The 12,166-nt window shown below is 35.0% G+C and carries 26 protein-coding genes; all 26 read right to left on the reverse strand.

Annotation, left to right across the window (positions count from 1 at the left end):
- Positions 1–60: 60 nt before the first annotated feature.
- Positions 61–444: a 30S ribosomal protein S11 gene (gene rpsK / locus NYQ10_RS01760; protein ID WP_026727866.1), complete on the reverse strand. Its 384-nt coding sequence runs from the start codon at positions 442–444 to the stop codon at positions 61–63.
- A gap of 8 nt (positions 445–452) precedes the next feature.
- Positions 453–827, reverse strand: a complete 375-nt coding sequence (gene rpsM / locus NYQ10_RS01765) for a 30S ribosomal protein S13 (protein WP_229354985.1) — start codon at positions 825–827, stop codon at positions 453–455.
- A 2-nt stretch (positions 828–829) separates the two neighbouring features.
- On the reverse strand, positions 830–946 hold the full coding sequence (ykgO, locus tag NYQ10_RS01770; RefSeq protein ID WP_002987490.1) for a type B 50S ribosomal protein L36: 117 nt from the start codon (positions 944–946) through the stop codon (positions 830–832).
- A gap of 12 nt (positions 947–958) precedes the next feature.
- Positions 959–1,174: a translation initiation factor IF-1 gene (gene infA, locus NYQ10_RS01775; protein ID WP_007136545.1), complete on the reverse strand. Its 216-nt coding sequence runs from the start codon at positions 1,172–1,174 to the stop codon at positions 959–961.
- Between the two features lie 7 nt (positions 1,175–1,181).
- Positions 1,182–2,528, reverse strand: a complete 1,347-nt coding sequence (secY, locus tag NYQ10_RS01780) for a preprotein translocase subunit SecY (protein WP_007803669.1) — start codon at positions 2,526–2,528, stop codon at positions 1,182–1,184.
- A gap of 13 nt (positions 2,529–2,541) precedes the next feature.
- Complete coding sequence (rplO, locus tag NYQ10_RS01785) at positions 2,542–2,994, reverse strand: 50S ribosomal protein L15 (protein ID WP_109190654.1); 453 nt, start codon at positions 2,992–2,994, stop codon at positions 2,542–2,544.
- An 11-nt stretch (positions 2,995–3,005) separates the two neighbouring features.
- Positions 3,006–3,188: a 50S ribosomal protein L30 gene (gene rpmD, locus NYQ10_RS01790; protein ID WP_008464315.1), complete on the reverse strand. Its 183-nt coding sequence runs from the start codon at positions 3,186–3,188 to the stop codon at positions 3,006–3,008.
- 10 nt (positions 3,189–3,198) lie between these two features.
- On the reverse strand, positions 3,199–3,723 hold the full coding sequence (rpsE, locus tag NYQ10_RS01795) for a 30S ribosomal protein S5 (RefSeq protein WP_085949269.1): 525 nt from the start codon (positions 3,721–3,723) through the stop codon (positions 3,199–3,201).
- A 3-nt stretch (positions 3,724–3,726) separates the two neighbouring features.
- Complete coding sequence (rplR, locus tag NYQ10_RS01800; protein WP_109190655.1) at positions 3,727–4,077, reverse strand: 50S ribosomal protein L18; 351 nt, start codon at positions 4,075–4,077, stop codon at positions 3,727–3,729.
- Positions 4,078–4,088: 11 nt separating this feature from the next.
- Positions 4,089–4,631, reverse strand: coding sequence for a 50S ribosomal protein L6 (gene rplF, locus NYQ10_RS01805; protein ID WP_276172072.1), 543 nt, complete (start codon positions 4,629–4,631; stop codon positions 4,089–4,091).
- Between the two features lie 18 nt (positions 4,632–4,649).
- Positions 4,650–5,048, reverse strand: coding sequence for a 30S ribosomal protein S8 (rpsH, locus tag NYQ10_RS01810; protein WP_008464306.1), 399 nt, complete (start codon positions 5,046–5,048; stop codon positions 4,650–4,652).
- A 105-nt stretch (positions 5,049–5,153) separates the two neighbouring features.
- Positions 5,154–5,423, reverse strand: coding sequence for a 30S ribosomal protein S14 (gene rpsN, locus NYQ10_RS01815; protein ID WP_008464305.1), 270 nt, complete (start codon positions 5,421–5,423; stop codon positions 5,154–5,156).
- Between the two features lie 3 nt (positions 5,424–5,426).
- Positions 5,427–5,978, reverse strand: coding sequence for a 50S ribosomal protein L5 (gene rplE, locus NYQ10_RS01820; RefSeq protein ID WP_012022484.1), 552 nt, complete (start codon positions 5,976–5,978; stop codon positions 5,427–5,429).
- 2 nt (positions 5,979–5,980) lie between these two features.
- Positions 5,981–6,295, reverse strand: coding sequence for a 50S ribosomal protein L24 (gene rplX / locus NYQ10_RS01825; protein WP_007803650.1), 315 nt, complete (start codon positions 6,293–6,295; stop codon positions 5,981–5,983).
- 12 nt (positions 6,296–6,307) lie between these two features.
- The gene (rplN, locus tag NYQ10_RS01830; RefSeq protein WP_007803649.1) at positions 6,308–6,676 is read right to left on the reverse strand and encodes a 50S ribosomal protein L14; all 369 of its coding nucleotides are present in this window, start codon (positions 6,674–6,676) and stop codon (positions 6,308–6,310) included.
- A gap of 2 nt (positions 6,677–6,678) precedes the next feature.
- A complete protein-coding gene (gene rpsQ / locus NYQ10_RS01835) occupies positions 6,679–6,939 on the reverse strand; it encodes a 30S ribosomal protein S17 (RefSeq protein WP_012022485.1) in 261 nt (86 codons plus the stop codon).
- A gap of 17 nt (positions 6,940–6,956) precedes the next feature.
- Positions 6,957–7,148 (reverse strand): 50S ribosomal protein L29, encoded by a 192-nt coding sequence (rpmC, locus tag NYQ10_RS01840; protein WP_008464297.1) that lies wholly within the window; start codon positions 7,146–7,148, stop codon positions 6,957–6,959.
- Positions 7,149–7,160: 12 nt separating this feature from the next.
- Positions 7,161–7,586, reverse strand: coding sequence for a 50S ribosomal protein L16 (gene rplP / locus NYQ10_RS01845; RefSeq protein WP_017495016.1), 426 nt, complete (start codon positions 7,584–7,586; stop codon positions 7,161–7,163).
- Between the two features lie 19 nt (positions 7,587–7,605).
- Positions 7,606–8,364: a 30S ribosomal protein S3 gene (gene rpsC, locus NYQ10_RS01850; RefSeq protein ID WP_008464292.1), complete on the reverse strand. Its 759-nt coding sequence runs from the start codon at positions 8,362–8,364 to the stop codon at positions 7,606–7,608.
- Positions 8,365–8,369: 5 nt separating this feature from the next.
- On the reverse strand, positions 8,370–8,783 hold the full coding sequence (rplV, locus tag NYQ10_RS01855) for a 50S ribosomal protein L22 (RefSeq protein ID WP_007803631.1): 414 nt from the start codon (positions 8,781–8,783) through the stop codon (positions 8,370–8,372).
- An 8-nt stretch (positions 8,784–8,791) separates the two neighbouring features.
- Positions 8,792–9,070 (reverse strand): 30S ribosomal protein S19, encoded by a 279-nt coding sequence (gene rpsS, locus NYQ10_RS01860; RefSeq protein WP_008464288.1) that lies wholly within the window; start codon positions 9,068–9,070, stop codon positions 8,792–8,794.
- Between the two features lie 6 nt (positions 9,071–9,076).
- Complete coding sequence (gene rplB / locus NYQ10_RS01865) at positions 9,077–9,901, reverse strand: 50S ribosomal protein L2 (protein WP_008464287.1); 825 nt, start codon at positions 9,899–9,901, stop codon at positions 9,077–9,079.
- Positions 9,902–9,910: 9 nt separating this feature from the next.
- Complete coding sequence (rplW, locus tag NYQ10_RS01870; protein WP_289878660.1) at positions 9,911–10,201, reverse strand: 50S ribosomal protein L23; 291 nt, start codon at positions 10,199–10,201, stop codon at positions 9,911–9,913.
- Positions 10,202–10,208: 7 nt separating this feature from the next.
- A complete protein-coding gene (gene rplD / locus NYQ10_RS01875) occupies positions 10,209–10,838 on the reverse strand; it encodes a 50S ribosomal protein L4 (protein WP_132989111.1) in 630 nt (209 codons plus the stop codon).
- Positions 10,838–11,455 (reverse strand): 50S ribosomal protein L3, encoded by a 618-nt coding sequence (rplC, locus tag NYQ10_RS01880; RefSeq protein ID WP_091496656.1) that lies wholly within the window; start codon positions 11,453–11,455, stop codon positions 10,838–10,840. Before rplC ends, rplD begins: the two co-directional genes overlap by 1 nt.
- A 405-nt stretch (positions 11,456–11,860) precedes the next feature.
- Positions 11,861–12,166, reverse strand: coding sequence for a 30S ribosomal protein S10 (gene rpsJ, locus NYQ10_RS01885; RefSeq protein WP_007803605.1), 306 nt, complete (start codon positions 12,164–12,166; stop codon positions 11,861–11,863).

The following is a 12,166-nucleotide window of genomic DNA, read 5'->3' on the forward strand; positions in this document are numbered from 1 at the left end:
TTCAGGTCTAATCCTTCGATAATCTATGTTCTACCTTGTTTATACTATAAAAATAAAAAATTAAACTCTACGTCTTTTTGGAGGACGACATCCGTTGTGCGGCATTGGAGTAACGTCGATAATCTCAGTAACTTCAATTCCACCGTTATGAATAGAACGGATAGCAGACTCACGTCCGTTACCTGGTCCTTTTACATAAACTTTCACTTTTTTAAGTCCTGCCTCAAGTGCTACTTTAGCGCAATCTTCTGCTGCCATTTGAGCTGCATAAGGAGTGTTCTTTTTAGAACCTCTGAAACCCATTTTACCAGCTGAAGACCAAGAGATAACTTCACCTTTCTTATTAGTCAAAGAAATAATAATGTTATTAAAAGTGGCAGAAATATGAGCCTCACCCGTTGATTCAACGATAACTTTACGTTTTTTTGCAGTTGCTTTAGCCATATTACTTATTATTTAGTTGCTTTTTTCTTGTTAGCAACAGTTTTTCTTTTACCTTTTCTTGTTCTTGAGTTGTTTTTAGTTCTTTGTCCTCTTAATGGAAGACCAGATCTATGACGAATACCTCTGTAACATCCAATATCCATTAAACGTTTAATGTTTAAAGAAATTTCAGAACGTAATTCTCCTTCAATTTTGTAAAATGAAACTGCCTCACGAATTGCTCCGATCTCATCATCATTCCAATCTTGAACTTTTTTATCTTGGCTAACTTGAGCTTTTTCTAAAATCTCAATAGCTCTACTTCTACCTAATCCGAAGATATAAGTAAGTGCGATAACACCTCTTTTGTTTTTTGGGATATCTACCCCTGCTATTCTTGCCATAATTATCCTTGTCTTTGTTTAAATCTAGGATTCTTTTTGTTTATTACGTACAGTCTCCCTTTTCTACGCACGATAATGCACTCGGCACTTCTCTTTTTTACTGATGCTCTAACTTTCATATTGAATATCCTTTAATATCGATAAGTAATTCTTGCTTTTGACAAATCATAAGGACTCATTTCTAGTTTCACTTTATCACCAGGTAATAATTTGATGTAATGCATACGCATCTTTCCAGAAATATGAGCAATTACGATATGTCCATTTTCTAACTCTACACGGAACATTGCATTTGATAATGCTTCAATAATTGATCCGTCTTGTTCTATTGCTGATTGTTTTGCCATAAATATATTAAGCTACCGCTTTTCTATTTTTACCAGTCTTCATTAAACCATCATAATGTTTGTTTAACAAGTATGAATTGATCTGTTGAATAGTATCTATTGCAACTCCAACCATAATTATTAATGAGGTACCCCCAAAAAACATCGCCCAAGATTGTTGTACATCCATAATACTTACAACAATAGCTGGGAACACAGCAATCAAAGCAAGGAATAAAGATCCTGGGAAAGTTATTAAAGACATCACTTTATCAAGGAAATCAGAAGTTTCAGCACCAGGACGAACCCCAGGAATAAAACCACCGCTTCTCTTTAAATCATCAGCCATTTTGTTAGTAGGTACAGTGATTGCAGTATAAAAGAATGTAAATACAATAATTAAAGTTGCAAAAACAAAATTATACCAGAAACCAAACATATTACTAAATGCACCAACAATTGATTGTGATGTATCTGATTTAGACAGCCCAGCTACAGCCGCAGGGATAAACATAATTGCCTGAGCAAAAATGATTGGCATAACTCCAGAAGCATTAAGCTTAAGAGGAATCCATTGTCTATTACCACCTGCTAAATCTTGCTCATAATCACCAGTTGTTGTACGACGAGCGTATTGAACTGGGATTCTACGTACTGCCATTGTAAGCAATACACAAGAAATAATTACTAATAGCCACACAATAATTTCAATAACTAATAACATTGGACCTCCATTGTTATTGGTAACACGAGTTGTAAACTCTTGGATAAAAGCTTGCGGTAAACGAGCTAAAATACCAACCATAATTAACAATGAAATACCATTTCCAATACCTTTATCTGTAATTTTCTCTCCAAGCCACATAGCAAAAATTGTACCTGTAACCAAGATTATAACAGACGAGAACAAAAATTCAGGTGAATTAAAGCCTAGCAAAAATGCATTACTAGGCAATGTTCTGTATAAATTATAGATATAAGTTGGACCTTGAACCAATGTGATAGCGATTGTCAACCAACGAGTGATTTGATTAATCTTTTTTCTACCACTTTCTCCATCATTTTGAAGTTTTTGTAAATATGGAATCGCAATTCCCATCAACTGAACAACAATAGACGCAGAAATATAAGGCATGATACCTAAGGCAAAAACTGAAGCCTTAGAGAAAGCACCCCCGGTGAACATGTCTAGAATAGATCCTAGACCATTTTTAGTTTGTCCCGCTAAACCAGTCAATTGCGTTGCGTCAATTCCAGGAAGCGTAACGTGTGCTCCAAAACGATATACTAAAAGTAATCCTAATGTAATTAAGATTCTATTTTTTAGTTCTTCGATTTTCCAAACATTACTTATTGATTCAATAAATTTCTTCATCTTAATAGATAAGTTATATAGTTACAGCTTCTCCACCAGCAGCTTCAATAGCAGCTTTTGCAGTAGCAGTAAATTTGTGGGCAGTTACTTTTAATTTTGCTTTCAATTCTCCTCTACCTAAAATCTTAACGATTTCATTTTTAGTAGCTAGACGATTTGCTACGAAATCTGTCATTGAAACAGAATCAGTAATTACACCGTTATCAACTAATAATTGAAGAGTATCTAAATTAACACCTTCGTATTCTTTACGATTGATGTTTTTGAAACCAAACTTAGGTACACGTCTTTGAAGTGGCATTTGACCTCCTTCAAAACCAATCTTTTTAGAATAACCAGAACGAGATTTTGCTCCTTTGTGTCCACGTGCAGCAGTACCACCTTTACCAGAACCTTCTCCTCTACCTAATCTTTTATTTTGATTGTGTGTAGACCCCTCAGCAGGTTGTAAGTTACTTAAATTCATAACAGTATTTGTTATTTAGCTTCTTCAACAGAAACTAAGTGTTTAACTTTGTTTATCATCCCAAGGATAGCAGGATTTGACTCATGCTCCACAACTTGTCCAATTTTACGTAGACCTAAAGCTTCCAATCCTCTTTTTTGAGAAAGAGGGCAGTTGATTTTGCTTCTTACTTGTTTTACTAATAATTTAGCCATAATTTCCTAATTAACCTTTAAAAACTTTCTCTAAAGAAACACCTCTTTGTTTTGCAACTGTATGAGCGCTTCTCATTTGCAATAAAGCATCAAAAGTTGCTTTTACTACGTTATGTGGATTTGATGATCCTTGAGATTTAGACAACACATCGTGAATACCTACTGACTCAAGAACTGAACGAACAGCTCCACCAGCAATAACTCCAGTACCATGAGATGCTGGAATTAAGAATACACGTGCACCACCAAATTTACCTTTTTGTTCGTGAGGAACTGATTGTCCATTCAAAGGAATTCTAACTAAGTTTTTCTTAGCATCTTCTACTGCTTTCGCAATTGCTTCAGAAACGTCTTTAGATTTTCCTAATCCATGACCAACTACTCCATTTTCATCACCTACAACTACAATAGCAGAAAAACCGAAAGCTCTACCTCCTTTTGTAACTTTAGTAACACGATTCACACTAACTAGACGATCTTTAAGTTCAAGACCACTAGGTTTTACCAATTCTACATTTTTGTATTTAGACATAATATATTAGAATTTAAGTCCAGCGGCTCTTGCGCCTTCTGCTAATGATTTAATACGACCGTGATATAAATATCCACCTCTGTCGAAAGTGATGGTATCAATCCCAGCTTTTAACGCTTTCTCTGCAACTAATTTTCCAACAGCAGCAGCGATTTCAACGTTAGTACCTTTTCCTATTTCTTTTTCTCTTGAAGATGCAGCTAATATAGTAACTCCATTTACATCATCAATAATTTGAGCGTAAATTTCTTTATTACTTCTAAAAACAGAAAGTCTAGGTCTTGCAGCTGAACCACTAACCGATTTTCTAATTCTGAATTTAATTCTCTGTCTTCTTTCAGATTTTGTTAATGACATAATCTTATCTTTTAAGCTGATTTACCTGCTTTTCTTCTTAATACTTCACCCACAAATTTAACACCTTTTCCTTTGTAAGGCTCTGGCTTACGGAAACCTCTGATTTTCGCAGCAACTTGACCTAAAAGTTGTTTATCAAATGATGTTAATTTTACGATAGGGTTCTTACCTTTTTCAGATATTGTTTCTAAAGATACTTCTGGAGCAATTTCTAAAACAATATTGTGAGAATATCCAAGAGCTAAATCTAATTTTTGACCTTGGTTTGAAGCTCTATAACCAACTCCAACTAATTCTAGTTCTTTAGTAAAACCTTCAGATACACCAACAATCATATTATTAACTAATGATCTGTATAATCCGTGTTTTGCTCTATGGTCTTTATGATCAGACGATCTTTCTACTAAAACTTGATCGCCTTCAACAGTTACATTTACGTCCGAAAACTCCTGAACTAGTTGACCTTTTTTTCCTTTTACTGTAATAATACCGTCTTTAACTTCAACAGTTACACCAGCAGGGATTACAATTGGGCTTTTACCTATTCTTGACATCTTATCTAGTGTTTAAAATTAGTATACGTAACAAATTACTTCACCACCTACATTTAATTGCTTAGCTTGTTTTCCAGTCATCAAACCTTTTGATGTAGAAACAATAGCAATTCCTAATCCGTTAAGGATTCTAGGTAATTTGGCAGCACCTGCGTACTTACGTAAACCAGGTTTACTAATTCTTTGGATATCTTTAATTACAGGCTCTTTAGTATCTTTATCATACTTTAAAGCAATTTTGATAGAACCTTGTACAGTATTCTGCTCAAATTTGTAACTTAAGATGTAACCTTGATCAAATAAGATCTTAGTTATCTCTTTCTTTAGATTAGATGCTGGAATTTCAACAACTTTGTGGTTTGCAGCCACAGCGTTACGAACTCTAGTCAAATAATCTGCAATAGGATCTGTATACATATGTATTTGATTGCGATTATGGTTTTCGGGAAACACCCGTTTCCCGAACCTTTAATCAATTAAAAATTATTTTTTGGTTTGCAAAAGTAATAACTTATTGCGAGATTACCAAGAAGCCTTTTTAACTCCTGGAATTAATCCATTATTAGCCATCTCACGGAAAGTTACACGCGAAATACCAAACTGACGGATATAACCTCTAGGTCTACCTGTTAATTTACAACGATTATGTAAACGAACTGGTGAAGCATTTTTAGGTAATCTTTGTAAGCCTTCATAATCTCCAGCTTCTAACAAAGCTTTTCTTTTTTCAGCATACTTAGCTACCGTTTTCTCTCTTTTCACCTCACGGGCTTTCATTGATTCTTTAGCCATGTCTTAATTCTTTTTAAAAGGTAATCCTAATTCAGCCAATAATGACTTTGCTTCCTTGTCTGTTTTTGCAGTAGTAACAAAAGTAATATCCATTCCTGAAATTTTATTTACTTTATCAATATCAATTTCTGGGAAAATGATTTGCTCTAAAACTCCAAGATTGTAGTTACCTCTTCCGTCGAAACCAGTAGCTTTAATACCACCAAAATCTCTAACACGTGGTAAAGCAGAAGTAATAAGTCTATCTAAAAACTCATACATTCTTTCTCCACGTAAAGTAACTTTTGCTCCAATAGGCATTCCTTTTCTCAATTTGAAAGACGCAACGTCTTTCTTAGAGATTGTAGAAACTGCTTTTTGTCCAGTGATCTTTGTTAACTCATCAACTGCATAGTCAATAAGTTTTTTATCAGATACAGCTGCACCAACTCCACGGCTCAAAACGATTTTTTCAAGTTTAGGAACTTGCATTACGTTTGTATATCCGAACTCTTCTTTAAGAGCAGAGATTACTCTACTCTTATACTCTTCTTTTAGTCTAGGTGTATATGCCATTACTATAGTACTTGATTAGATTTTTTTGAAAATCTTACTTTCTTATCTCCTTCTACTCTAATACCTACTCTAGTTGTTTCCTTAGTTTTAGGATCAATTAGAGAAATGTTAGAAATTTGAATAGAAGCCTCTTTCTTAACGATACCACCTTGAGGGTTTTTAGCACTTGGTTTTGTATGTTTTGAAACCATGTTTACACCTTCAACTATCGCTTTATTTTTCTCACGGTAAACACGTAAAACTTTACCTTCAGCACCTTTATGGTCTCCAGCAATAACTCTTACGATATCTCCTGATTTTATTTTTAGCTTTATCATCTTAAAAACGAATTAAAGCACTTCTGGTGCTAATGATACAATTTTCATGAATTGTTTTTCACGAAGTTCTCTTGCTACCGGACCAAAAACACGAGTTCCTCTCATTTCCCCTGCAGCGTTCAAAAGAACACATGCATTATCATCGAAACGGATATAAGAACCATCAGCTCTTCTCACTTCTTTTTTAGTACGCACAACAACTGCAGTTGAAACAGCTCCTTTTTTTACGTTTCCGTTTGGAGTTGCATCTTTGATAGAAACTACAATTTTGTCACCAACAGAGGCATATCTTCTTTTAGTACCTCCTAAAACACGAATAGTTAAAACTTCTTTAGCTCCCGTGTTATCTGCTACTTTTAGTCTTGATTCTTGTTGTACCATAATTATTTAGCTCTTTCTAAGATTTCAACTAATCTCCAACATTTTGTTTTACTTAAAGGACGCGTTTCGCTAATTCTTACAGTATCTCCAATGTTACAGTCGTTTGTTTCGTCGTGTGCAACATATTTCTTAGTTTTCAACACGAACTTACCGTATAATGGGTGTTTTACTTTTCTTACTTCTGAAATCACGATAGATTTATCCATCTTGTTTGAAGTAACAACACCTATTCTTTCTTTTCTTAAATTTCTTTTTTCTTCCATCTTTCAGCAGAATACAATTATTGTAACTCTCTTTTAGTTAACTCTGTAGCCAATCTTGCAACTGTTCTTCTAACGCTTCTAATTTGAAGTGGGTTAGCAATTGGAGAGATAGCGTGAGCCATTTTTAGGTCAGCATATACTTTCTTAGTTTGACTAAGTTTTTCTTGCAACTCCGCTGCAGAAAGATCTTTTATTTCTGATTGTTTCATAATAAATATAAATTATGCTTCGAAATCTCTAGCAACGACGAACTTAGTTTTTACTGGAAGTTTTTGAGCTGCAAGACGTAAAGCCTCTTTTGCAACTGACAATGGAACTCCTCCAACTTCAAACATAATTCTTCCTGGTTTAACAACAGCAGCCCAATACTCAACTGCTCCTTTACCTTTACCCATACGTACTTCAAGAGGCTTCTTAGTGATAGGTTTGTCTGGGAAAATTTTAATCCATAATTGTCCCTCTCTCTTCATATAACGAGTTGCAGCGATACGTGCAGCTTCGATTTGACGAGAAGTCAAGAACATTCCATCTTCATGTACAGATTTAATTCCAAACATTCCATTTGAAAGTTCATGCCCTCTTTGAGAGTTACCTTTCATTTTACCTTTTTGTACCTTACGGTATTTTGTTCTTTTAGGCTGTAACATTTTTCTTTAGTTTAAAAATTTACTTTCTTTTACGAGCATCTGGTTTACCGCCTTTGTTAAAGTTTGATTTGCCTCTAGGAGCATCTCCACCTTTACCACCACCTGTACCAGATTGTTTTTTGTCCATTCCAGCAAGTGGAGAAAGCTCTCTCTTACCGTAAACTTCACCTTTCATGATCCATACTTTGATACCCATTCTACCATAAGTAGTGTGAGCTTCAGCCAAAGCATAATCAATATCAGCTCTGAAAGTTGATAGAGGAATTCTACCTTCTTTGAAACCTTCCGAACGCGCCATCTCAGCACCATTCAAACGACCAGAAATCAAAACTTTGATACCTTCAGCGTTCATACGCATAGAAGCAGCAATAGCCATTTTGATTGCACGTCTATAAGAAATACGGCTTTCGATTTGACGAGCGATGCTTGTCGCCACAAGATAAGCATCTAACTCAGGTCTTTTAATTTCAAAGATGTTGATTTGAACCTCCTTGTCAGTAACTTTCTTAAGTTCTTCTTTTAACTTGTCTACCTCTTGCCCACCTTTTCCGATAATGATACCAGGTCTAGCAGTAGTGATAGTAACGGTTACAAGTTTCAAAGTTCTCTCGATGATTACTTTTGATACACTAGCTTTTGATAAACGAGCGTGGATATACTTTCTGATTTTGTGATCTTCGGCTAATTTATCACCGTAATCATTTCCACCATACCAGTTTGAGTCCCATCCTCTGATGATACCAAGTCTATTTCCAATTGGATTTGTCTTTTGTCCCATGCTGCTTAAGAATTGCTTTGTGTGTTATTGATAGCTCCAAGCACGATTGTAACGTGATTAGAACGTTTTCTTATTCTGTGTGCACGACCTTGTGGAGCTGGGCGAAGTCTTTTTAACATCATTCCACCATCTACTCTGATCTCTTTAACAAATAATCCAGCTTCTTCTAAATTACCTTCACTATTTTTTTGCTCCCAGTTATTGATTGCAGATAATAATAGTTTTTCTAATTTTCTTGAAGCTTCTTTAGAACTGAATCTTAAAATGTTAAGTGCTCTTTCTACCTTCTGACCTCTTACCAAGTCCGCTACTAAGCGCATTTTTCTAGGTGAAGTAGGGCAGTTATTCAATTTTGCGAAAGCGATAGACTTATTAGCCTCTTTTCTCGCATCTGCTGTTTCTCTTTTACGAACTCCCATTGCTTCTTTTATTTTTTACCTTTATTTTTTGCTCCAGCATGACCTCTAAAAGATCTAGTTGGCGAAAATTCTCCTAATTTGTGACCTACCATGTTTTCTGTTACGTAAACTGGTACAAATTGACGTCCGTTATGAACTGCGATAGTTTGTCCAACGAAATCTGGAGTAATCATTGAAGCTCTAGACCAAGTCTTTACAACTGCATTTTTACCACTTTCTACGTTTTCTTGAACTTTCTTGTCTAATTTATAATGAACGAAAGGTCCTTTTTTTAATGAACGTGCCATATCTTATTATTTCTTTCTACGTTCTACGATATACTTGTTACTCGGGTTTTTCTTAGAACGAGTTCTGTAACCTTTAGCTGGCAATCCGTTTCTTGAACGTGGGTGCCCTCCAGAAGAACGTCCTTCACCACCTCCCATAGGGTGATCAACTGGGTTCATCGCTACTGGTCTAGTTCTAGGTCTTCTTCCTAACCATCTTGTTCTACCTGCTTTTCCAGACACAACTAATTGGTGGTCAGAGTTTGAAACAGCTCCAATTGTAGCCGAACAAGTTAACAAGATTAATCTTGTTTCTCCAGATGGCATTTTAATTGTAGCGTATTTCCCGTCTCTTGCCATTAACTGAGCAAAAGTTCCAGCTGAACGAGCAATAACTGCTCCTTGTCCTGGACGTAACTCAATACAAGATATAACAGTTCCAAGAGGAATTCTGCTTAAAGGTAAAGTATTACCGATTTCTGGTTGAGATTCTGGACCAGAAACTAATTTCTGACCAACTTTCAATCCGTTTTGTGCGATAATATAAGTTTTCTCTCCATCAGCATAAGCTAATAAAGCGATAAACGCAGTACGATTTGGATCGTATTCGATTGATTTCACTGTAGCTGGAATTCCATCTTTAGTTCTTTTGAAATCAATAATACGATATCTCTGCTTGTGACCACCACCCGTATAACGCATGGTCATCTTTCCTTGACTATTTCTACCTCCAGAGTTTTTTATCGGCGCTATCAAAGAGCGTTCCGGCTTATCAGTTGTAATAGCGTCATAACCATTCACAACTCTAAATCGCTGACCCGGGGTAATAGGTTTTAATTTTCTTACTGACATTTTTCTATCTTAGATATTGTTGTAAAAATCAATTGTTTCTCCTTCTTGTACTTGTACAATTGCTTTTTTATAAGCATTTGTCTTTCCACTGATTAAACCACTTTTAGTGTATTTAGTAGATCTATCTGGTCTCACATTCATTGTGTTAACAGAAACGATAGTTACTCCATAAGCAGCTTCAACAGCTTTCTTAATTTCAACTTTGTTTGCTTTTCTGTCTACAACGAATCCGAAGCGGTTTAGAACTTCACTTTCTTTGGTTACTTTTTCCGTTACTATAGGTCTGATAATGATGCTCATATTCCTATTATTTACTTAAATTTTCTTCAATTAACTCTAAAGAACCTTCCAAAAGCACTAAATTATTAGCGTTTAATATTGCGTAAGTGCTTAATTCTGAGCTAGTTACGACGTTAGAAGCCTTTAAATTGCGTGACGACAAATATACATTTTTATTTGACTCACCCAACACGAATAGAGATTTTTTATTTTCTAACCCTAAAGCTTTCAAAACGTTAATGAAATTTTTAGTGTTTGGCACTTCAAAATTAAAGTCTTCAAGAACTACAATGTTTGACTCTTTTGCTTTAATTGAGAAAGCTGATTTTCTAGCCAATCTTTTCAAGTTTTTATTCAATTTAAATGAATAACTTCTTGGTCTTGGTCCGAAAACTGTTCCTCCACCTTTAAACAAAGGATTCTTAACACTTCCTGCACGAGCAGTACCAGTTCCTTTTTGTTTTTTAATCTTACGCGTACTTCCAGTTACTTCAGCTCTTTCTTTAGCTTTATGAGTACCTTGTCTTTGATTAGCAAGATATTGCTTAACATCAAGATATACAGCGTGATTGTTTGGCTCAATTGCGAATACTGAATCAGAAAGTTGAACTTTTCTACCAGTATCTTTTCCGTTGAAATCTAATACTTTTACTTCCATTACTTCTGAATGATTACGTAAGAGTTTTTGTGACCAGGAACACATCCTTTAACAACAAGTAGATTCTTTTCAGCAACTACTTTTAAAACTCTAAGGTTTTGAACTTTTACATTTTCTCCTCCCATTCTTCCAGCCATACGCATTCCTTTGAATACTCTAGACGGATAAGAAGAAGCTCCTACAGAACCTGGCGCTCTTAAACGGTTGTGCTGACCATGAGTAGCTTGTCCAACACCACCAAAACCGTGACGTTTAACAACACCTTGGAAACCTTTACCTTTAGATACACCTTGTACATCCACAAATTCTCCTTCTTCAAAAATAGAAACATCAATAAGATCTCCTAATTTTTGTTCAGTTGCAAAATCTTGAAATTCAACGACTTTTTTCTTAGCAACAGTTCCAGCTTTTTTAAAGTGACCTAAAGCCGCTTTAGTAGAATGTTTCTCGTTTTTGTCATCGAAACCAAGTTGCAACGCTTCATACCCGTCAACCTCGTTGGTTCTGACTTGGGTAACAACACACGGCCCAGCTTCGATTACTGTACAAGGAATATTTTTCCCGTTTTCGTCGAAAATGCTAGTCATGCCGATTTTTTTACCAATTAACCCAGACATAAATATTAATTATTAATTACTAAAATTCCCTTCAATTTGAAAATAACAGAAATTTCCAAACAGGGAGTGCAAAAGTAGATATTAAAATTGAATAAACCAAACAGTTATAAAAATTAAATCGCTCATTATCAAAATCCAAGCTCCAAACAACTATTAAAAACAAATTAATTCGCCTTAATTTTTAAAACATTTTTTAAAAGTTTCAAACTATTCGAGCTTAACATTTAATTAATAAAACCACAACAAAAAACATCGTCACCGCCTTAAAACAAAGGAATTTACACAAATCCGCAGCTAACTTAAGCTCTAAAAATCTCAATATTATCACCACCAAAACAACCTTTTTTAAAACAAAAAAAAGCGAGACATTTCTGACTCGCTTTTTATATAAAAAATATAATAAAATTATACTTTAATCTCAACTTCAACTCCACTTGGCAATTCAAGTTTCATTAAAGCGTCAATAGTTTTAGATGAAGATGAATAAATATCAATCAATCTCTTGTATGACATTACTTCAAATTGCTCTCTCGCTTTTTTGTTAACGTGCGGAGAACGCAATACAGTGAAAAGTTTTTTGTGAGTTGGCAACGGAATTGGACCTGTCACAACTGCTCCAGTAGTTTTTACTGTTTTTACGATCTTTTCAGCAGATTTATCTACCAACATGTGATCGTAAGATTTTAGTTTTATTCTGATTTTTTGACTCAT

Source organism: Flavobacterium johnsoniae (assembly GCF_030388325.1).
Classification (GTDB): domain Bacteria; phylum Bacteroidota; class Bacteroidia; order Flavobacteriales; family Flavobacteriaceae; genus Flavobacterium; species Flavobacterium johnsoniae_C.